Consider the following 20,997-nt stretch of genomic DNA (forward strand, 5'->3'; position numbering starts at 1 on the left):
CCGCCCGGCCGGACGGATGGCGACCGCGCCACCATCCCCACACCGGGCCGCCACCCCGAACGGGGCGCGGCGCTCTCCCCGTGGGAGTCCGCGGCAGCCGTTACGATGGCGGTGCATCATCGGGCAACCGCGCCGCGCCCGGTCCGCAACCTCGACGCCCACACCGTCGGAGGGGACCGCAGACGTCTGAGACTCGCGCGAGCATCTTCGCCATGGCCTCCTTCACCTTGGACCGGCCGGCGCGTGTGGGGCAGCAGGCCGACAAGGGACGTGAGACGCCATGACCCATCGCCGCAACAGGCAGTTCGCCCGCGCCGTGCGCGAGTACCAGCGCGAGAACCCCGGCACCACCCTGGAGCAGGCCCGCGCGGCCGTCACCGCCCGCGCCTCCCAGCAGCAGGGCACGCCGGCCCGGATCCCGTCCGCTCCCCTGCCCCGGCCCGGGGAGACGCTGCCCGGCTACATCCAGCGTGTCGCGGCCGCTGCCGGCACCCACCGCCACCGGGCCATGGAACTCCTCGGACTTGAGCCCGGCGCCTCCGCCACCCAGCGCCTGGCCGACCTCGCCGACGGCCTGCCCGACGACACCGTGAACGCCTTGTGCGCGGCCACCGGCATGTCCCGCGCCCAGGCCCGCGCCCTCACCATCCCGCCCGCCACCATCGGCACGGCCGCAGCCGCCGCCTACGAGGCCCTGCGGCGCACCTCCGAGGAAGTCCTGAACAGCAAGACGATCCGACGCGGCGGCGAGGGCAAGACCCGCACGAGCTCCAGCCTGGCCCTGGCCCTGGCCCTCCGCGACCCGCGAGTGCGCCTGATCGACATCGACGCTCCGCCCTCGCGCGTGGACACCGATCCTCAACGCGACCTCGACTGGCCCGGCCCGGCGCCCTCCCCCTGGATCCTGCTCGACACCCCCTGGCCGGCCGACGGCCGCCCCCTGCCCGCCGACCCCGCCCTGTTCGAGGCGCTCGAGACGGCCCTCAGCAGCGACCACCACTCCGACGCGGCTGCGACGCCGGACGCATAACCCGGCGGCCGGGCAAGGCGGTCCGCGGCGCCACGCTGCAGTCCGTCACCGCCGGCCCACCCGGGCGCCACGGCATCCGGGCGGGCCGATGGAAACCGGCTGCGCGGCCGGTTTCCGGGCCACGCCGGCATACAGCGAGACCTGCCGGTCGGTGACCAGGCCCGGACCGGCCGCGGGTTGGGGACACCACCGGTGCGCCGTGACGAGACCGGGACCGGCAAGGTCGAGGCCGCGGAAGAACCGGAGCACCTCGGCCCTGGACCGGGGCTGCAGCGCGATGCCCCGCCGCCCGTAGGCACCGGCGACCGCCTCCCACGCGTGCGGGGCGAAGTCACCGGTGCAGCGCGTCAGGCTCAGATACGAGTCCGGGACCAGCCGCTCCAGCAGCCGGCCCACGACGGCGTACGGATCCAGGTCCTCGGGGATGAACGGCAGCAGGTCGTGCAGGCACAGGGCCACCGGCCGGCCGAAGTCGACGCTCCCGGTCCGCTCGACCGCGGCCAGCACGCCGCGCGTCGGCCTCCACGCAGCGGACGGTCCCCTCCGCGCTGCCGTACAGCAGCTCGTCGGCGTAGACGAGGACGATGGGGTCGTTGTCGACGTAGACGACCGTCGCATCGGGCGCGACGGCCTGGACCACGTCGTGCAGATGCGGAGCCAGCGGGAGTCCTGCGCCCACGTCGATGAACTGCCGCACCCCCTGCTGCGCCAGATACCGCACCGCGCGGTGTGTGAAGGCGCGGTTGGTCCGGGCGGCCACCTCGATCGCGGGAAACGCCTCGACCACGGCGCGGGCCGCCTCACGGTCCACGGCGTAACTGGTCTTCCCGCCGAGGTAGTAGTCGTACATCCGCGCGCAGTGGGCCCGGTCCTGCCCCAACGCCGGCCCGGCGGCCAACTCCTCCGAGGGCTCCGCCCATTCACCCACAACGCATCCCCTTCGCCGGCATGCGCCTGACCGTAGACGGCCCGCCGCTTCCCGGCACGCGTCTGCGTCCCCGCTCGCGGCTTCCCGCTGGTCAGCAGGACACGGTGGGTAGCCTGCCCGCCTGCAATTGCAGCGCGCCGAGGCGGCCAAGGTCTCGGCGCCAGGATCAGCCACTGCGGCGCCGCCCTGTACCCACCCCGGCGCCGGCCGCCGGACTCCCCCGAGCCGAGCCGGCCGCCCCTGCTTCGCCCGTCTCCCGGGCCGCAGATCTCTGTCCACAGGACGTCCGGGTGACGCTGCCAGGACGATCACGCTGCGGTGCTGGCGACTGGACACCGTCGGCTTCGGTGGATTTCCGCGCGGGTGGTCGTACGGCAGTCATCAAGTACTGGAGGTGCGCCAGCGTGTGTCAGTCGAAGGCACGAGGGGGGCGGCGGTGTCTGAATCACAAGAGGTTGCAGCAGTTGGGGGCGGCCGACCTCGCGCCCCAGTCCGTGGCCGGCAGGCCGGATGCCGTGGCAGGGGGCAGTTCGGCGGGTGAGTTGTACGACGCTCACGGGCGTGCGGTCGCCGGCCCTGTTGTCGCGCGCGTCAAGGCCGTTCGGGCTGCGGAGCCCGCCATCACCGGGGATGTTTTGGAGTCGCTTCCTGCGGGGACGCGGGCCGATGGCCTGGAGTACCGGATGAAGTCACCCCAGTCGCTGGCTCGGAAGGTCGCGGACCGGCACTCGGCCAATCCCTGGCATTCCCCCGCCGAGCACCTGGCGCAGATGACCGATGTCGTGCGGTACACGATGGTCAGCCGCACGCCGCGCACGGTGTTCAGCGACGCCGAGAAGCTGGCCAGTTCGCTGCAGGAACGCGGGTGGACCGTCACGCAGGCGGACCACTCCTACACCGAGGGCGCCATGTACAAGGGCGTGCACTTCCTGGCCCGCCATCCCAGCGGGGAGACGGTTGAACTGCAGGCTCATTCCGAGGAGTCGATGCGGGTCAAGGCGCTCAACCACGTCGACTACGAGGTGCTGCGCGACCCCAAGCGGCCGACGGAGGAGCGGCTCGCCGCACGCAGGCAGATGCACGAGCGTTCGGCGGCGCTGGAGACCCCGCGGGGACTCGGCAGGAAGGCGACGCTGGCCGGCGTGCCGGTCATGGTCAAGCAGCGGTGACGGCACACGTTGCACCCACCACCCATCTAAGATAAACTTAGATTGCCTAAGATGATTGTGTGAGTTGACTGACGAAGGAGGTCAGCTGTGGTCGGAGACAACCTGATGCTGGTGCGCGAGGACGACCAGGACCTGTGGGTGGCGGTGGAGCGGCACGGCCGCATCTACGTCTATGACCCCGCACGCGGCGAGTTCCGCTACCACCGGTACCTGTCGAGCGACTGGCTCGACCCCGGCAGTTCGATGGCGTACGTGCCGCTGGACGAGCACACCGCGCGCGAGCTGGTGGCGGCCGGCGAGGTCGGCCGCCTACCGCAGGCCGACGACCCGAACCCGCCGGAGGACGCCTCGCAGGTTCTCGCCCTGGACATGGTCCTGCCCGAGGGACAGCCGCCCTCGGCGCGGGACGTGCGCCAGGCACGCATCCGTAACCTGCAATCGGCTCCCCCGGGAACCTGGGTGACCCTGCGAGAACTCCCGCAGGACAAGCGCACCACCGCCGACGTGTGGGCCTCGGACATCCGCACCGGCAAGAACCGGTCCTACCGCGGCCTCGGCCCCCTCGAGGTCCGTGTCGAGCGCAGCGCCCACTCCCCCGACGAACTCGTCGTCATCGCCCGCCGCGTGTCGGACTAGCCGCCGCGGGCGTAACCGCGCCGACCACGCAACCGGCGCACCACACACCACCGTTAGGACAAGCCCGATGACCACCATCACACTCGCCGAGGTCGAGCACCTGGTCGAGACTGCCCACGCCGATCAGACCGACAAGACCGGCGCCCCCTACATCGGCCACGTGCGGGCCGTAGCCGCCGCGCTGGCGCCCTTTGGCCCCGAACTGCAGATGGCCGGCCTGCTCCACGACACCCTGGAAGACACCAGCCTGACCGCCGGCCAGCTCCGCGCCGCAGGCGTGCCCGACCGCGTCGTAGACATCGTCGAGGCCGTCACCAACCAGCCCGGAACCTCCTACCAGGACAAGATCCGCCGCATCACCGCCGACCCCGACGCCACCCTCGTCAAGATCGCCGACAACGCCGACAACAGCCGACCCGACCGCGCCGCCCTGCTGCCCGCTGTCACACGCGACCGGCTCACGGCCAAGTACCGCACCGCCCGCACCACCCTGTGGGCCGCCGCAGACCCCGCAGACATCCGCACCATCATCACCATCGCCAACCCCTCCCTCACCAGCGAACTCACCAGCGGCTGACCCAGGCCGCCCCGTCGCCCGGACACCAGCCCAACCCACGACGCGCACACCGAGCACCCCTGCCCGACTCGCCGCACCATCTCCACACCGGAGCGGTACGGGCCGCGGTCCCGCCACGCCCGGACCGCCACCACGGGCAGACCGTGATCCCGCACTTGCGCTCTGCGCCACGTGCTCGCCGACGTCGAACGCGGCCACCGCGGCATCGAGGACCAGCGGGCCAGCCTCTCCCGCCTCCTGGCCGCCGGCGCCGCGTGCAACGGCCGGCCCCCGCTGCCAGCGCCGGGCGTCCCCGGTTGGGTCGGCGTCGGCCCCGGCTGTGGCACGGACACCACTATGGCGACGGCGACGGACACCCCGGCCCCGGGATGCCACGCCCAGCACCTCGCAGGTGCCCACACCGGCGTACCCGGCGCAGCAGAGTGCCGTTCGGCGCAGCCGGTTGGTGGGCGGTGTGGCGGCGGGGGCGTTGCGGGTGGAGTCGCACGAGGTGGCCCGGCTCCGGCGCGGCTTGACCCGGTCAGCCCCCGACCCTGCTCGACCTTGCGACGTTGGCGTCTTCCCCGGCGGCCAGGCTGGTCCCGCCGCCACCGATCAGCAGCGTACGGGCGGCCGGCTCAGGGGCGCCTACCGAGGGTGGGCAGCCCGGCTGAGGTGGCCCGCAGGCTCCGGCCGCGGCGGGCGGCACGGCCGTCCTTGAGGATCCGGCGGGCCCGGGCGCGCCACGCTTGCGCTTCTTCCGGGTGGCCGGCCTCGCGGTGTATCGCGGCGACGCGCAGCGCGGCGGCGCGGGTCCGGGCGGCCAGGGTCTCGGCGACGGGGGCCAGGGGGCCTTCTATCCGAACTGCCTCGGGTGCTCCTCGCAGGCACAGCACGAGGCGCCGGTCCGGCTCGGTGCCGCCGAGGTCCCGCACGTACACCCGGGCCCGGTTCAGGCCGGTGGCGATCTCGGCGAGGCGCTCCAGTTCCGGCCACGTGCACGGCAGGAGGACGTCTTCCAGCACGACGCGCGGGGCCGGCCGCCAGGACGCCGCCCGCGGGCTCCGGTCCTCGCGGCGTACCCATACGCCGATCACCGGCCAGGGCCCGCCGGTCAGCGCCGGGTGGCGGATCTCGTCCTGGGTCACCTGTTCCTCCGCGCCGCTCGGATCGCCTCACCGCAGTATCCGCCGGGTCCCGCCCTCCGCGCCGAGCTTGGCGAACACCCGCCGCCCGGAGGGACGTAGGGGTGTTGCAGCTCCCCCTGCAACACCCGACGGTGCGGAGTGAGACGTCGCTGGCGGGCCGGCCAGGAGCTGAGGGGTTCGGCGCCCCGCGTGGGCGCGCGTCGCCGGCTGCCGGGCGGAAGCCGTACGGGCCGAGTGCCGTGACGGCCTTCGGTCGGTGCCTGCCCGGGCGCGGCCGGGCGGTTCCTGTCGGGCTCGCGGGTGGCGCTTATGCAGGTGAGAGGGGGGACACCGCAGTGCGGTGTGCGTAGTCACTCAGGCCCGGCAGATCGGGCCGCAGCTCGGCGACCTGTCTGGTCAGCGTGCGGACCGAGGGCCGGCGGGCCTCCAGAGGGGCGGCGAGTTCGACGAGGCGCAGCTGGGCGAAGGCGCCGGCTGCATCGCCGGCGTCAAGGAGGGCGCGGGCGGTGTCGGTGGCGGCGCGGGCGCGGCGTTCGGCGGTGGGCAGCTGGGCGGGGCGCAGCCGGCGGGCATGGGCGAGGGCGGTGTCGACGTCGCCGAGGCGGCGGTGGATCCCGATCCGGTACAGGGCGCACTGGCCGGCGGTCAGCTCCCGGGGGCGGCTGGCAGCGGTGTTCGGGTGGCGGGCGAGGCGGGCGGCTGTCTGTTCGGCCTGGTCTGCGAAGTCGCGCGCGGTGGAGGGCTGTTGGGCCTGGGCCGCGGTGTAGGCGGCGGTGAGCTCCACCATGCCCGCAGCGTCGAGCTCGGCGGCCGTGGGCCGGGAGCCGGCCGTCAGGTGGGTGCGCGCCTCTTCCAGCAGCTGCAGGGCCCCAGCCGTTCGGCCGGTCCGGCGCAGCGGGGTCGCGGCCGCGCGGGCGGCGGCTGCGAGCACCACCGGGTTGCCGGAGCGGCGGGCCGCGGCGCCAGCTCGTTCCGCGTAGACGCCGGCGGCCTCGGTACGGCCGTGCTTGACGGCGAGTTGGGAGGCCAGGACCCACACGTCAGCGGCCCGGGCGGCGCCGGCCGGGCCCTGCTCCATGCTGTGGGCGGCGCCGACCAGGAGCTGCGGCAGCACCTCGTCGAGCCGGGCGTAGGCGCCGGCGGCGAACAGCCGGCGGCCCGCGGCGCCGGGGTCGGCGGACAACCGCGGCGCCGGGGTCGCCCACGCCGGCACCGGGCCGACGAAGACGCCCGCCCCCAGCGCAACTCCCGCCGCCAGCACACTCCGTCGCTCCACACCCGGCCCCTTCCCCTGGATGCCGCTGGCGAGCAGCCGCGGCCTCGTCATGACGCTACGGCCGGGCGGGCCGGCCGGACAGGGCGCACGAGCCGGCCGTGCGCGCGCCGTCACGGCCCGGGATCCCCGCCTGAGCGGGCGTCGGTCCCCTGGTGTGGCACCGGTACCAGGGAGGCGACCCGGTCGTCGAGCGGCACTGGCTGCCTCGCTGAGAGAAAGGGGGGACCGGGCCCCGAACTCGACCAGGGCTGTCGAATATTGACGTGGTGGAAAGCAGCAACGTCACGGTCCGGCAGGTGCTGAAGGTATGGCGTTCGGAATCGAGCGGCGCGCCGCGGATTGCCGTGAAGCGCCTGCGATACCGGGCGGTCGGCAACGACTGGGGACACTCGGGGGGCGGTGGCCGCGGCACCCTGCGGATCAGCGAGCCGGGCGTGAATGCCGACGAGTGCGCGGTGGTGGCCGGCCCTCCGGCCCGGTCTACGGGCCGGACGCCATCGAGGGCGTGACGTTCACTCGGCGCCGGACCCGGGTGAAGGGGACCTGGGTCAACGAGCACCTCCCCCCGCGGCCCGGCCAAACCCCCGTCTACGCGGTGGACCCGCAGTTGGCCCGGACCACCACGGACGCCATCTGACCGCCCTGCGTCCTCGACCGGCCCAGCAGCAGGTGCGGGCGGCGTCGAACCCGCCGGCGCCCAGTGCCCGGCGCGCCTGCCGCGCGAGGGCGGTAGGGAAGCCGGGCGGCGGCCGGGCTACGGCTCGTCGACGTGGTGCAGGACGACGGTGCGCCGTACGCCGGCCTCCAGCATGGCCTGGGCCCGGTGCTGGCCGTTGATGTAGCCGGTGCCGCTGGAGGGCTGGATCGCGTCCCCCGTGTTGAACAGGGTGGCCAGCGCCTCGGTCTCCCACCCGGTGGCGCCGGCCGCGGTCGCGTGGGCGGTGGCGAACTCCTCCATGTCGTCGGCCTCCACGGACTGCGCGCGGGCCCGCTGGAGGACCTCAAGCGCCATCGCGTTGACCGTGTGCCAGTCGCCGCCGTGGTACCAGCAGCAGGCACGGGCCCCGCGGCGCGGCAGGATCTGACGCATCCAGCGCCGCCACCAGGGCACCCCGGCCGGCATGCATGCCGGCTCGCGGAACGGACGCGGCCGGGCGAAACGGGCCACCGCGAACTCGGCGAACACCAGCCGTGGTTCCGGCTCGGCGGGGCGCGGCACGTAGCCGGCGCCGCGGTCCGTGGCGACGGTTGCGCCGATCAGATCCTGCAGCTCCTCATCGGTGATCACCGACCACTTCGGGCCCCGTGGGCAGTAGCGGTCGGCGCCGGTGAACACCACGCGCCTGAAGCGGGTTTCCTGGCGGGAGCGCTCCGCCCAGATCTGCCGCTCCACCCACACCGGCGGCAGGTCCTGGTCAGGGCAGTGCCGCTCCCACACCGCGCCCGCGAACCTCTCCGCCCCGTTCATCAGGCTCATGCCCTCTGCGAGGGCGATCTGGGTCGCCACCGCGACCGGGCGCGCCCCGTCAGCGGTGAACAGCTGCAGCCGGAACGTCCCCGGCAGCCCGGGGGCGGTGAACATGTGGTCGTCCACGCTCAGCCGGCGCGGAGCCCGCAGGGCGTGCAGCTCGTCCTGGCCGTGGGGGTGCGGCGCCGGCTCGGGGGCCGGGCCGGCGGGGTGGTCGTCGGTCATCCCCCGATCATTCCCGACCCCGCCGCGGGGCGGGGTCGGTCAGCCGGCCGCCGTCGTCTGCGCCAGGTCCACCTCGCCGGCCTCGACCAGGGCCCGGCGCAGTTGTTCCGTCTCGGCGGGGCGCTCGGCCTCGGGCAGTGCTGCGGTGGCCTGGAGCAGGGTGCGGGCGTGCCGGCGGACGTCGGCGTCGTACAGGGGGCCGGGGGCGGGGCGGGTGAGCAGGTGCGCGGCCAGGAGCAGGGCGTCGGGGCTGCGTGGGTGGCCGGCGGCGCGTGCGGCGACCTTGTCGGCATTGTCCTGGGCGGGGGTGTGCTCGGCGCTGCGCCGGGCCAGGGGCAGCCATACCTCGTCGGTGAGGGCGGAGAGGGTGAACCAGCCGGCACCAGCGAGCGCTCCGGGCGGAAGGTCGGCCTCCAGCGCCGCCGTCCACCACGCGCGCGCGATGTCCTCGGGGGCTGGGGCGGCCGGGTCCGGCCCGGTGTCGCCGGCACGCGGGCGTCCCTGCAAGGGAAAGGCGAGCGGCAGGAACAGATGGGAGACGGCCGCGGGGCCGTCCGGGCCGGCAGCCAACTCGCGCCAGGTGTCCGCGGGGTCGCCGAGCAGGTTGGCCGGCTCCTCCAGCAGGAGAGCGAATGCGACGCGGGAAGCCGCGCCGTACACGTTCGCGCGCACCGCGGCCAGGAGTTGGCCGCGGTCCAGGGCGGCGAGCAGCAGCGGATCAGACCTTCCCCGGTCCAGCCACGCGGCGGCCGGTGAGGGGCGTTGGGGGTCGAGGGCGTACAGCTCGGGGTGGGCGGCGGTGAAGGCGGTGGCGCGGCGGTGCAGGAGTGGCAGGTGCGCGCCGATCACGGAGGCGACCGCCTCGTCGCCACTGCGGGCGGCCAGGACGTCGGCGACGAGGCGGAGAACGTCGCCGGGCATCTGGCCGTCCTTGATGGCCTGGCCGGCGGCGTAGTCGAGCAGGCAGTCCAGCGCGAGCACCGCCGGGTGGGTGTCCAGCAGGCCCGCGGGCAGCTCCTCCTCTTCCCCGCCGGCCTTGTCGTCGGCCGGGCCGGCTGTGTTGGGAGCGGACGTTGCCGGGCTGGACGCGGGCGGCGGCGGGGCGGCGGGCCGGGTGAGGGGCTCGGCGAGGCCGCGCAAGCGGTCCAGGACAGCCGGCAGGTCACCGTCGAGGTCGCCACCGGTGCGCCACACGACGCTCAGCAGACCGGACCACGCCCGGCCGGCGAACTCCGCCGCGTCGGGGACATGAGGGCTGGCGGGGGCGGGCAGGGCGCGGCTGAGGGTGAGAGCGGCGAGGACGGCCTCGGCCGGGCCGGTGGGGAAGGCGTCAGGGTGGCGCGCGGCGGTCGCGGTGGCGGCGAGGTAGAACGCGCAGAGCTCCGGCAGGGCCAGGGCGGCGAGGACCTGGGGGACGTCGGCGGTCCAGGCGGCCGGGTTGGCCCGCACGAGGCGCTGCAGCACGCGGGCGTAGCCGTCGGCGCCCGCGTCCGGGGCACCGGCGAGGGCGGCGGCGGCCGCGAGCGGGCCGGCTGCGGCAGCCAGCTCCAAAAGGTCCTCCAAGGCGACGACGGTGTCATGGCGCGAGTGCGGGCGGGCGGCGGTACGCGGGTCCGGCGGACCGGTCGGCTTCAGCCGGTGCAGCGCGGCGAGCAGCGGGGCGAAGTCGGTGAGCAGCGGCGCGGGCAGGACCGGCGACCAGTTCCACACCCGCAGCCAGGAGGCGAGCGGCTCGATCCGGCCGCTGGACTGGTCGGGGTCGGCGTCTGCAGTCAGGGTCTGGTCGATCTCGTCGGCGGCAGGGGCCGGGCCGAGTGCCGCGCGTGCCCGCTGGTCCAGGCCGGCCCGCTCGGGCGGGCAGGTGTCCAGTACGAGGGCGGCCAGCCGGGCGCCTTCCGGTGTCGGGCGGCCGGCCAGCAGCCGCACGGTGGCCTCGACCGCCCGCTCCCACCACTCCCCCGCGCCCGCGGAGTCGGTGTCGGCGGCGGGCGGGTGTGCGGCCAGGTGGGCGGCGAGCACCCGGTCGTGCAGGTGCGCATCCGCGGCGGTGATCCGCGGCCACGCCCGCATCCGCTCGGCAAGGGGGACACCGGCCGCGGCGTCCGCTGCGGCGAGGTCGAGGACCGCCCGGGCCAGGAGCGGGCCCATGTCGAGGACCGGGCCCAGAAAGACTCTGGCGTCCAGGACGCGGACCTCGTCCAGGTCGACGTACGGGTGCCAGGGGTTCTTGACGGGCGCCTCGATGTCGCGGCGCAGGAGGCCCGCCAGCGCGTACCGGGCCGGGCGGGCCCAGCGGAACGGCCCGCCGGCGGCGCCGTGGACGGTCACCACCAGTTCCCGCAGCAGGCCCGTGATGTCGTGTTCGGGCAGGCGGGCGGCCCACTCCCGCTGAAGCACCTCGGTCAGCTCGGGGAGCGGCTCGTGGTTGGCGCGTGCGCGCCGGCGCGCGGTCTCGAAGGCCAGGTAGCCGGCGTGGCCGATGTCGACGGTGTCCTTCAGCAGCTCCTCGACGACGAACAGCCAGTCCCCGTCCCGTGCGGCCATCGGGAGATTGCCCGCCCAGCTGGCCGCCATCCGGCGCGACAGGCTCGCCTCCTCGTCCGGCGCCTGGGCCGGGGACGAGGCGGTGACGTATGGGAGCAGCAGCCGGACGCCGGCGGGGGCGAGGACGCCGGCGTCGGCCAGGCGCAGCAGCGCACCGAGGGCATACGGGCCGGCGGCGACGAGCTGGACGGCGTGGCCGGCCAGCCACGGCCGGGCAGCCTGCGGGGCGACGGCGGCCAGGTGCTCGAGGAACGGGGCAGCCGGCCAGACGCCGGCCGCCTCGTCGGCCAGGAGCAGGTGCGGCGCGTGCTCGTTCAGGACCTCGAGCCAGGCGGCGGCCGGGCCGGAGCGGAAGAAGTACGCCTCGGCGCGCGGGTCCGCCCAGCCGGCCAGCTCCCGCGCCTCCTTCTCACCCGGGTCGGTGAGCGCGGCCAGCTCGAGAACCCGTGCGGCGCGGCCGGGCAGCGGCACCAGCAATTCCCGTGCCGCCGCGAGGACTTCCGCGTACAGCGAGGCGGCGCGGGCGGGGTCGGCGGCGTTGCCGTGAAGGGTGCCGGAGGTCTTCCCGTACACCTCGCCCCACACGTCCAGGGCCCGCTCCTGGGCGCTGCCGAGCACGACGCCCATCAGGCGCTCGGCGATCCCCGCCGCCCGGGTCCGGTGGTAGCCGCCCGGCCGCTGCAGCTGCCCGCGCAGCACCTCGGCCGCCTCCCGCACCCGCGCTCTCCCCGCGCGGCCGGCGCCGTCCGGGCCCGCACCGTCGGCGGCGTCCGTCTCCCCGTCCGGCACCGGGCAGGCCAGGGCAGCGGCAGACTCGTTTGTCGCGGGCGCGGCGGCCGGAGCGTCGGACGCGCCGGCGGTGCCGGGGGCGGGGAGGTCGTCGACCGCGGCCAGCAGTCCGGCGGCCGCCGATTTCAGTCCCACCGCAACCGGGGCGCCCGGCAGGCTCAGCAGGGCGTCCGCGGCGCCCCGCAGGCACGACTCCGCGACTTCGGCCGGCCGCTGGAGGAAGCCGCCGGTCAGGATCCGGCGCGCGTCCCGCAGCAGCCCCAGCGCCCGCACGCCCGGTGCGCCCTGCGCGGTCAGGGCGGCGGCCAGGACCTCGTCGACCTCGGGCAGTTCGTCCCCGCCGGCCGGCGGCATCTCATGGCTCACCGGTGCACCGTAGAGCCCGGCGGGCGGCGTCCGGGCCGGAACCGCGCAGCCCGCCGGTGGGGAGAGGCGGAGCGGGCCCGACAGCGGCACGGACTGGTGTAGTAAAGAGATTCGCGACGGAGCTGGGGTCAGGGGGATCGGCGTGACTGGCAGTCCTCGCCCGCCCACACCTCGCCCTCCCGGTATCTCCTTCCATCTGTCCCGTGCCCTTGTCCGCGAAAATCAGCTCACCCCGGACGAGCAGGCGGCACGGGACAGCGTTGCGCCCGCTCCAGCGCCCGGTGTGCCAGCGATACCTGATGTGGCCGCAGGTAAGACGCCGGGTGAGCAGGTGGCCGTATACGAGCCCCTGTTGCGCCGGGCCGGCTGGCGGGTGGATATCTTCAGCCACCCTCTGCGCGGCCGCCTCGAGGCCTTCCACTCCTCCGGCGCAGCAGTGATGATCACCGTGGATCGCCGCAGGCACAAAAGGGACCGCAACAGGGGCAACCTGTACGTGCTGTTTGCCCCGGGGTCCGGGCAGTGGCAACGCACCCCCATCGCGGCTTTGGAGCACTTCGCCGTCCACCGCACACTTCCCCCAGGAGTTCGCCACCGGCCCGTAGACAGCAAGTGCTGCTGCGGAAAGGGCTGTTACCCGACCCTGGCCGCGGCATCGGCCGTTCTCAACGAAGCGGCACCGAAGCGAGGACGCCGACGGCGCGAGCATCGCTGCTACCGCTGTGAGGCTGACGACCGGGTGTGGCACCTCACGAGCAAGCTCGCCGGTTATGTCCGGCCGGTCCCACTCGCGGACGCATACTCCCGCAAAACGTCCCGCTGAAACAGCTTGCGCAAGAGCATCTGGTGCCGGACGTCCAGCTGCACCCGCGAGACGTCGGTGAGCGGTGCACACGAGCCCGACACAGTCAAGGCGACGCCGATCGGACAGCCAACCCCGGGACGGCCGCTACCGTGGCCGGGTGGACACCCCCAACGGCCGGCACGTGCAGAGCCCGGCGCGCGAGGCCGCCGAACTGGCGTGGGAAGCGGCGGCCGCCCGCATCCACGACGCCAACCTCGCCCGGCTGCGCCAGGAAGACGCGGACGCCGACCGGCTCTTCCCGCCCGGGCCGGCCTTCACCGACGGCCTGGTCGACGACGACGTCATGGGCCGCCTCGGCAAGGCGCTGGAGGCGTACGGCGAGGCCAAGAACGCGGCGGGCCGGGTGGACCTGTTCATGCGGCTGTTCGCCGGCGCCGGCGACGACGAAGTCCCGTACACCGGGTAGCAGCAGCGGCCCTTCAGCGCGGGGTGCAGCACGCAGCAGTACACGGGCGGGTGGTCTGCCAGGCGGGTGCCGACTCGACGCACGGCCCGTGGTGTTGCGCAGCCCGCAACACCCGCTCGGGAACCGCGGTCCAGGGCCGTATGCCGTCGGCGTGCTGAGAGGGGCGTTGCGGTGCGCGGCGTCGGGCCAAGGTGTTCAACGGGCGGGCGGACAACCCCCGAACAACTCTGGATAACCCCCTCACCAGCGGCGATGTGCGGCGGGGCGAGGCCTGCGCGTGCTGGGAACGGCCCGGTCCCGCCGGCGGTCGTGGAGCCGACACGGAAGGCGGCCGCGGCCGCGGCCGGACCGGTGACAGCTCCGACGAGCTCGGCAGGGCTCCGCGAGGACGGGTTGCGGTACGTCCGGGCGGGCCCGCCGCCTGTCACGCCCAGCTCGCGAACGTGCAGGTCAGAAGCGGGACACCACAGGCAGCCGGACGCAGACCCGACAGGTGCTGCTGGCCGGGGGCAGTCTTCGCCGGACAGAATCGGACGGCGTCGGACAACTGCGGACGGCGCCCCCGACGCGCCGGTCCGGGCCCTCACTCGCCGATCCGGCGCGGCGGATGACCGGCGGCGGTGCGAGCCGTCCGGTGCGAGGCAAGATGCGAGCGCGGCACTGTGCGGAGCCGACGGCAGGCCGTACGCCAACCGATGAGAGTGACCGGGCCTGCTGCCCCGTGCCGGGCGTGGCGCGGGGCAGCACGTCCGGCCGCGTGTGTCAGGCCGCCGGGCGGACGGCGAGGTCGGCGGCGGTACGCGCGAAGCGGACTGTCTCCTGAAGGGTGAACATGCAGTCGGCGTCGGTCAGTTCGTCCTCGTCGGGGATGCCGGCGGCTTCCCGCATCGTGCGCAGGGCCGCCGCCGCGACGACGGCGACCGGGGCGGTCGTGGTGTACACCCGATCCCACATCCTCGGCTCGGTGAGCCATCCGTCGGCCCGCACCCCGTAGATCGCGGGATTGCAGATGTGGCTGGCGCCGACGAGCCGGTCCAGGACGTCCGCGGCCGCGCGCAGCAGGTCCGCGCTCACTTCTTCCTCGGCGGCCGTCTCCAGCACCGAGTACACGACCTGGACGAGGGGGGCGTCGTGCAGCGTGACCTCGCCGGCGGCGTGCTCGTGCAGAGCGGCGACGCGGCGCGCGCGGGCGGCGGAATTGACGGGCATCCGGCGCAGGGTCTGCTTCAGCCCGCTGTCCTTCAGCGCCCAGGCCAGGGCCTCGTCCACGAGGCGGGCGGCTTTCTCCCCGTCGGCGCCCAGGTCGGTGCGCAGGTGGGCGGCGAGCCGGCGGGCGGGCTCGGCGTGGACGGGCTCCCTGGGGACGGACCGCGGGCGGGTCTCCTCGCGCAGCAGCTCGGTGTACTTGCCCTTGGCGCCGGTGGTCTTCTGCACGGCGCGGGCGCGCTGGCCGGCGCGGGACTGGTTGCGTGGCATGACGTCTCTCTCCGGGCACCCCGCGCCTGCCCGCAGTCGTGCGGGTGGGTGTCGCGGGCCCGGGTGGGGACCTTGGCCGTCTGAGCTGTCCCGGCGCGGGCGGGGATGCAGCGGCGGCGGTAGGCGGTGCGCGTCCTGCCGGTCGGCATCGTAGCGGAAACGGCAGGCCTTCCCGCGCGCCCCTCGCACCCGCCGACGGCACGGCGCGCGCCCGCGGCGCTGTGCCGTCGGCGTCGGGCCAGGCGGGACCGTCGGCGCGCGCGGGGTACGGGGAGCGATCGCGGCCAGCAGCAGACCACCCCGCGTCCACTCCCCCGGGTGGCGCCGCCAACTCGTTCCATTGTCCGGCCGGATCGCCCAGGAAGGCGGGGTCGGGCAGGCGCGCGGCCGCCACGTGGAAGGCGGGCGCTGGACCCGCGGACGACGCCGGCTCCCCCGCGATGCTGTTTGGTCTCTGTGGCCCGGGCGGCGCGTTCGAGGGAGTGTCTGCCGCCGGACGGGAGGGCTGCGGGAGCGGTGCCCCGACCGGTACGGCGGCGCGGCTGGTGGTGTGCGAGAGGACCGGCTCCGTGGTGGCAGCCGGTCCTCGTGTCCGCGGGCACGCGTCACCGTGACGTGCGGAAGTGATCCCTGTCGCGTCGGTTTGCGGCCAGTAGCGGGTCAGGGAACCCGGGGGTCGGTGCTGCGTCGGGGCCCGGACCATCCGGTCCGGGCCCCGACGCCGCGCCGACGACCGGGTTGTGACGCAGCATCATCACCCGGCGGGCTGCGGGCAAGGCAGGCTGGAACGTCCGCGGACCAGCGCCTGCGGAGCGCGGTGGACAAGGTGCTGGTGGTGGTGGGCGGGGACACCAGGCGCTCGTAGGCGTCGGCCGGAGGCGTACCTGAAACGTCCGCGGACCAGCAAACACGCAATTGGGATCTGTGGGGCTTTTAGGGCGCGCGGGGTGGGGGCGGGACGTGCCATCCTCTTCCGCACCGGCGGAGGGCAGCCGTCAACTGCCGTCCGGCACACCGGTTTTTGCGGCCAGTAGCACCCCGTCACCCGGCCGCCGGACTCCGTTCGCGGGCCGGCGCCCCGGGGCCCACCCGTCAGGGAGGATCCACCGTCGTGTCCACGTACCACTCCGGCGCGCCCGCGCCCCAGCCCGAGCCCCAGCCCTCGCGTGCCGTAGTTCGTCCGCTCACCACCGCGCAGATCTGCGGCATCACGGTCTTCCCGCTCCTGGGCGCCGGTCTCGCGCTCGCCGGTATGCCGGTCAGCGATGTGCTCACCCTGCTCGCGGGGTGCGGCGCGATCGGGGCGGCCACCATCGCCGCCGCCGGCGGAGGACGGCGTCTGCTCACCGCGCTCGCCGCCACGGCCGTCCGCGCGGCCGCCGGCGCCGACAGCGGCAAGTAGGAGGTGGCTTCGATGACTTCACCGACTCCGTCCCCGCGTGCCGGCCGCTCCGTACGCCGTACCGGCCGGCGCCACAGGCACCTCATCGCCCTCCTGGCCGCGCTCAAGGACGGCAGCGGGCTCTCCTTCGCCCAGCTGGCCGCCCGTACCGCCGAACTCGAGGACACCGGCGCCGTCTCTGCGAGCACCCTCAAGCGCGCGGTGGACCCGCGCACCGTGCCCCAGGAGCACGTCGTGGCCGCCTTCGTCCGGGCCTGCGGCGCCGCCGTCGAGGACGAGCGCGACGTGCTGAAGGTGTGGCGGGGCGCCCGCGCCGAGGAACGCGGCATCCTCGCCGCGCTGCAGGCTCCTTCCGTGTCCGCCATCCGCACCCACGCCGACTTCCGGGCCGCCCTCGTCGCCGCCTACGAACGTGCCGGCGCCCCGCCCCTGCGCGTCCTGCAGGACCGCGCCGGCACCGAGGAGGCCGACGGTGAGCTGCTGCTGCCGCTGACCACCGCCTGGCGCATCACCCGCCGCGAGGGCCTGGGTCCCGCCAACTGGACCCAGTGCGAGGCCTTCCTGCGCGGCTGCGGGATCCATCCCCGCCGTATGGGGCCCTGGCAGGACGCGTGGGCGCGCACCCGAACGCTTCCGCGGGCCGAGCTCGGCCCCACGGCCGCCGAGGAACGGCGGGCTGCCCGGTGGACCCGCCGGGTCTACCTGAGTCCGCCCGCCGTCCCGGCGGGCGACGGCGCCGGGATCATCCCGCTGCACTCGGCGGAGGGCACGCACGCCCACACCGACGGTCGGCACGGCGAGCGGCAGGCCAGCGGGGCCCAGGCCGCCGCCCGCGTGTTCGACCGCCTCGCCGTCGCCGACCAGCACACCGTCCTCGCCGCCGGTCTCACGCACCTCCTGGGCACCCAGGCCCGCCGCAACGGCGCCGCCCCCGACACCGGCATCGACGCAATCGCTGTCGGCGACGACGGAACTCTCCACGTGCTCCAGTGCAAGCACCTCACCGACCCGCCTCCGCCCGGCGCCCGCGGCGTCAAGCCTCCTGCCCGGCCGCGTCCGCCCGCACCGTCCGGCCGCGCCCGCCGCAACCGGGAGCTCCAGCCCGCCTGAGCCCGGGGCGAGGAGACCACCAGCATCCCGTCGCGGCCACCACGAAGTCGGCCGCACCGTACGGGCGGTCTCGGCGGCCGCAGAGCGCGCGGCGCTGCCGGGCTCGGCCGCAGATGGTCGGGGCGGTCCCGGTAGCGGTCGGCGAACGCGCGCCGGGGCTGGGTGCGCACGACCTGCTCGGCGACGAGGCCGGGTCAAGGGCCGCGGCCGGTCCGGACCGTGAGCAGGACCTCGCCCTTGGCTCGCGCGCCGGGCCCGGGCGCGCCCGCCTCGGTAACCTCTCGTCGCCCGGCCTCGGCAAGGAGGCGGGCCGCGACGCACAGCCAGATCGGGCCGCCATCGCGGGAGGAGGCAAGGGGGACATCACAACTCGGGCGCGCCGACGTCATATTCAGGAGAGGCATCCGACTCCGGAGTACCGGGCACAGTGCAGACCCGGGGCCCTACCGCGCGGCGCAGCGGCCTTCGCCGCTCGGCGAACTCCCCGCCGTGGGCCGGGGCCCGCTTCGCGTACGGCGGGCCGGCCGGTTGCCGTCAGCCGGTCCGTCCCTCTTCGGTGCCGTCCGCGTACGCCGTGGCGTACGACAGCTCGCCCGGGTTGTCGGCCCACGCCAGCACACGGCGGGCGCGCTCACGCCACCCCGGCATAGCCTTCACCCGGTCACCCCACCGGCTACGGCCCTCCGCACACACGGTGCAGAGCAACCGGCCGTGCACCTCCCACACCTCCGGATCGGCGGTGAAGCACACCGGACAGCACCCCTCGAACCAGGCCGGGGGGTGACACGGCTTGACCATCCTCAGCAGGGCCGTGATGATCACGTGGCCGCAGTACGCGCACTCGATCCCGTACAGCGCGTTGCGCTCGCAGCGCGGGCAGTGCTCACCGGCCGGGACCTCCGCCGGAGCGTCAGCAGGACCCGAAGTCACGGCCGCGGCAGGCTCGTCGGTGTCGGCAGGCTCTGCCGGAAGGCCGGTCGGCGCATAACCGCCCTCCGCCTCCCATCCCTCGATCGGGTCGCCGGCCGTGGTCACCACGTCGAACAGACCGTCCGCCGCGCACTGCGGGGCGATCACCTCGGCATCGGCGTTCCCGTGCGCAGTGGCCACGAAGGCGTGCGCGTGCTTGCGGCCGTGGAGGAGCGGCAGGCACACCGCCTCGTCACGCCGTGCCCGGCGGCCGTCGACCGTGGCCACCACGACCGCCGAGGTCTCGCCCCGGCCGCCGTTCCAGTTCCCGGACTGCACGCGGTTCGCCCACACCTGGCCGGTGTACGACACTCCGTTCACGGTCCATGCCAGCATCGCGCCCGGGGCGTAGCCGGCCGGGCCGAATTTCTTGAACTCCTGCGGCTCGCCCGCCCACATGTCCAGCGGGTGCTTGTCCCACTGCGGGGTGCCTTCACCGCGCTTGGCTACTTCCCCCGCCAGCTCCCGCGCCCGTTCGGCAAAGCCGTTCCTGGCTCCCTGGTGCGCGTCGTCCGGCACTGTGGGCAGGGTGTACGCCAGACGGCCGTCCACCGATTCGATGCGCATCCGAGCGCCGTTCGCGCTCACGTACGCGCGCCCGGTGCCGTCCGCGCCGATCAGCCGGCGCGCGTTGTGCGGGGTGCCCTCCGGCGCCGTCTCCGGCGTCTGTGCCGCAGCCCCGGGGACACTCCGCTCCCGCCTCCCGGTCCGGGCGGTGGCCTGCTCCGGGAACAGCTCGGGGGCGGTCGTCGAAACGGTCATCACAGCAAGTCCTTCCAAGAGGCCGGTCTCAGGCCCGGTACGGGTCGGCGGTGCGCAGGCAGTCGCCGGCGAGAGGCCGGCGCTCCCCGCCATGGGCCGGAGCCCGCGGGTTTCCCTGCTTCCCCAAGACGCCGAGCGGTCCCGGCTCGGGGGCGGGGCCGTACAGCCCGTCGGCGGGATGGCAGACCGACCGGGCGGGTGCGGCAGAACGACGGCGCGGTGGGTAAGAGGCAGAAGCAGGGGGCGGGCACGTCGACGGCGGCGCAGGCCATCGTCGACAGGGAGAGCCGATGCGGCGGACTGCGGTCGGCATCGGGGCAGTGATCCCGGGCCGACGGGGCCAGGTCACCGTGCCCTCCTGGCCCGGGCGGACTCTGGCGCCCGGGCGCGGTCGGCCTGGTCGGCCTGTCAGATCTGCGGGGCGTGCGCGACCAGCGCCTCGGGCAGGTGGCGGGCCTGGGTGTAGAGGCCCTCCAGCCCGGAGGGAGCGATCAAGCCCCACGTGAAGGTGTCCGCGTCGGCGTGGAACCGACCGTGCTTGGGGTGGGGGCGCAGAATGCCCACGCCGTAGACCTCCAGAGAGCCCTTGATGAGCTGACTCGTCTGCGCGTCGGTGAGGCCCGGCCCGTACATCTTGTCGAACTGCTCATCGGCGACGACGGCGAGCACGGGGCTGAGGTCGTCTTCGTCGCGGCCGAGGAAGCTGCGCTGATGGGCGATGTCCGCCAGCGCGTCGGCACGGCTGTCACGGGTGTTGACGTAGCGGACGCGGTCACGGTGGTCCGGGACCTCGTCGGTGTCATGCAGCCATGCCTCGAACAGGAAGGACCCGCCGGTGCCGACACCCGCGTGACGCCGCCGTACGAAACCGTAGGGCTCGCCGTCAACGGAAACGGGGTGCCGCGCGGTGCACACCTCACACGTGACGCCCACATGACGCAGGAACCGCTGCAGGCGGGGAAAGCGGGCGAAACGCGAACCGCAGTTGCAGCAGGTAGACACGACCCAGCTGGAAAAGACGCCGACCGTGTCGTGGTTGCAGCGCGGACACGCGTACGTCGCGCCACGGGCCCAGTCGATCACCCTCGCGTCATGGTCCATGGAAACCCTCCTGCGCCTCAACGAATCCGGAAGCCTGCCCGACCCCCGCCCAACAAGACATAATTTACACACACTCGCCACTTTGAGTCAAATTAAACGAGTCGTTGATGTGTGGGCGAGTGTAATCACCCCGGCCGCTGCCCCAACCGGCACGGACAGCCCGCCTCCAGTGCGTGGTCGCTCACCGGACAAGGCCGCCGTCCCGGGCCGGTCAGGGGGACACCACAACTCCGGTGCGCTGAGGCGGTGTTCAGGCGGAGACATCCGGCTCGGGAGGACGGGGGGCACGGCGCATCCCCGTCAGGGCCCGGGCCCGGTACAGGAGTTCCGGAAGAGCGAGCTGACGAAGCCCGGCACCCGCGGCCGGCCGCTCGGCCAGGCCGGTGAGGGCGCACCCGGTCACCGCCTGTACGTGCTCACTCCGGGGCCGGGGAGGGCGTACGGTCCGCCGCCCCACCGCGGGGCCGGGCAGGGGGTCAAGCGGCCGGGCAGAGAGGGCAGTCCGCGTCGGTCTCGTCGAGGTCGGCGCAGACCACGCACTCCTGCTCGCCCGGCTTCGCGGGCCCCACGCCGGTCAAGTCGAGTCCGCACAATGACCGGTTTGGATCGCAGCAGTGCACATGGGTGACGGCATCGCTCGGCGGCGCCGTTGCCGCCACGGGAGCGGGAACCGGTGCCGGGGCTGCGGACCGGGAACGGGCACGCACGCCCACGGTCCGGGGGATCTCGCCGACAGCTGCCGGGAACAGGGACGTCATGAGCGGGCAGAGT

16 protein-coding genes and 1 pseudogene are annotated in these 20,997 nt (G+C 74.6%); 9 read left to right on the forward strand and 8 right to left on the reverse strand.

Annotated elements, in window-relative coordinates:
- The first annotated feature begins 280 nt into the window (after positions 1–280).
- Positions 281–1,030, forward strand: coding sequence for a TniQ family protein (locus tag OG440_RS38040; RefSeq protein ID WP_331752670.1), 750 nt, complete (start codon positions 281–283; stop codon positions 1,028–1,030).
- A 45-nt stretch (positions 1,031–1,075) separates the two neighbouring features.
- Here the strand turns inward: OG440_RS38040 and OG440_RS38045 are convergent.
- Positions 1,076–1,880 (reverse strand): annotated as a pseudogene (locus tag OG440_RS38045) (SAM-dependent methyltransferase).
- Between the two features lie 761 nt (positions 1,881–2,641).
- Between OG440_RS38045 and OG440_RS38050 the strand changes: the two are divergent.
- The 3 genes from OG440_RS38050 to OG440_RS38060 all read left to right on the forward strand — a co-directional run bounded on the left by OG440_RS38050 (position 2,642) and on the right by OG440_RS38060 (position 4,340).
- The gene (locus tag OG440_RS38050) at positions 2,642–3,127 is read left to right on the forward strand and encodes a hypothetical protein (protein ID WP_406011585.1); all 486 of its coding nucleotides are present in this window, start codon (positions 2,642–2,644) and stop codon (positions 3,125–3,127) included.
- A gap of 87 nt (positions 3,128–3,214) precedes the next feature.
- The gene (locus OG440_RS38055; RefSeq protein WP_331752673.1) at positions 3,215–3,763 is read left to right on the forward strand and encodes a hypothetical protein; all 549 of its coding nucleotides are present in this window, start codon (positions 3,215–3,217) and stop codon (positions 3,761–3,763) included.
- Between the two features lie 67 nt (positions 3,764–3,830).
- Positions 3,831–4,340, forward strand: coding sequence for an HD domain-containing protein (locus OG440_RS38060; protein ID WP_331752674.1), 510 nt, complete (start codon positions 3,831–3,833; stop codon positions 4,338–4,340).
- A gap of 617 nt (positions 4,341–4,957) precedes the next feature.
- Here OG440_RS38060 and OG440_RS38065 read toward each other — a convergent pair.
- Together OG440_RS38065 and OG440_RS38070 are read right to left on the reverse strand one after the other, a co-directional pair.
- Positions 4,958–5,467 carry a hypothetical protein gene (locus OG440_RS38065; RefSeq protein WP_331752675.1) on the reverse strand — a complete coding sequence of 170 codons (510 nt, stop codon included), beginning with the start codon at positions 5,465–5,467 and terminating at the stop codon, positions 4,958–4,960.
- Between the two features lie 307 nt (positions 5,468–5,774).
- Positions 5,775–6,794 carry a transcriptional regulator gene (locus tag OG440_RS38070; RefSeq protein WP_331752676.1) on the reverse strand — a complete coding sequence of 340 codons (1,020 nt, stop codon included), beginning with the start codon at positions 6,792–6,794 and terminating at the stop codon, positions 5,775–5,777.
- Between the two features lie 212 nt (positions 6,795–7,006).
- Here OG440_RS38070 and OG440_RS38075 point away from each other — a divergent pair, with 212 nt between their 5' ends.
- Both OG440_RS38075 and OG440_RS38080 read left to right on the forward strand, forming a co-directional pair.
- The gene (locus OG440_RS38075) at positions 7,007–7,252 is read left to right on the forward strand and encodes a hypothetical protein (RefSeq protein ID WP_406011586.1); all 246 of its coding nucleotides are present in this window, start codon (positions 7,007–7,009) and stop codon (positions 7,250–7,252) included.
- A complete protein-coding gene (locus tag OG440_RS38080; RefSeq protein WP_331752677.1) occupies positions 7,249–7,380 on the forward strand; it encodes a hypothetical protein in 132 nt (43 codons plus the stop codon). Before OG440_RS38075 ends, OG440_RS38080 begins: the two co-directional genes overlap by 4 nt.
- A 117-nt stretch (positions 7,381–7,497) precedes the next feature.
- Here the strand turns inward: OG440_RS38080 and OG440_RS38085 are convergent, their stop codons facing one another.
- Both OG440_RS38085 and OG440_RS38090 read right to left on the reverse strand, forming a co-directional pair.
- A complete protein-coding gene (locus OG440_RS38085; protein WP_331752678.1) occupies positions 7,498–8,436 on the reverse strand; it encodes a hypothetical protein in 939 nt (312 codons plus the stop codon).
- Positions 8,437–8,475: 39 nt separating this feature from the next.
- Complete coding sequence (locus tag OG440_RS38090) at positions 8,476–12,135, reverse strand: hypothetical protein (protein ID WP_331752679.1); 3,660 nt, start codon at positions 12,133–12,135, stop codon at positions 8,476–8,478.
- Between the two features lie 962 nt (positions 12,136–13,097).
- Between OG440_RS38090 and OG440_RS38095 the strand changes: the two genes are divergently transcribed.
- The gene (locus OG440_RS38095; protein WP_331752681.1) at positions 13,098–13,406 is read left to right on the forward strand and encodes a hypothetical protein; all 309 of its coding nucleotides are present in this window, start codon (positions 13,098–13,100) and stop codon (positions 13,404–13,406) included.
- 762 nt (positions 13,407–14,168) lie between these two features.
- Here OG440_RS38095 and OG440_RS38100 read toward each other — a convergent pair.
- Entirely contained in the window at positions 14,169–14,882 is a 714-nt protein-coding gene (locus OG440_RS38100) for a hypothetical protein (protein ID WP_331752682.1), read from the reverse strand.
- Between the two features lie 1,111 nt (positions 14,883–15,993).
- Here OG440_RS38100 and OG440_RS38105 point away from each other — a divergent pair.
- Positions 15,994–16,284 (forward strand): hypothetical protein, encoded by a 291-nt coding sequence (locus tag OG440_RS38105; protein WP_331752683.1) that lies wholly within the window; start codon positions 15,994–15,996, stop codon positions 16,282–16,284.
- A gap of 12 nt (positions 16,285–16,296) precedes the next feature.
- Positions 16,297–17,394, forward strand: coding sequence for a helix-turn-helix domain-containing protein (locus tag OG440_RS38110; RefSeq protein WP_331752684.1), 1,098 nt, complete (start codon positions 16,297–16,299; stop codon positions 17,392–17,394).
- Between the two features lie 534 nt (positions 17,395–17,928).
- Here OG440_RS38110 and OG440_RS38115 read toward each other — a convergent pair.
- Both OG440_RS38115 and OG440_RS38120 read right to left on the reverse strand, forming a co-directional pair.
- Positions 17,929–19,125, reverse strand: a complete 1,197-nt coding sequence (locus tag OG440_RS38115; RefSeq protein WP_331752685.1) for a hypothetical protein — start codon at positions 19,123–19,125, stop codon at positions 17,929–17,931.
- 408 nt (positions 19,126–19,533) lie between these two features.
- Positions 19,534–20,226, reverse strand: a complete 693-nt coding sequence (locus tag OG440_RS38120; RefSeq protein ID WP_331752686.1) for a hypothetical protein — start codon at positions 20,224–20,226, stop codon at positions 19,534–19,536.
- Positions 20,227–20,997: the final 771 nt, after the last annotated feature.

This window comes from Streptomyces sp. NBC_00637, assembly GCF_045161545.1.
Taxonomy (GTDB): Bacteria; Actinomycetota; Actinomycetes; order Streptomycetales; family Streptomycetaceae; genus Streptomyces.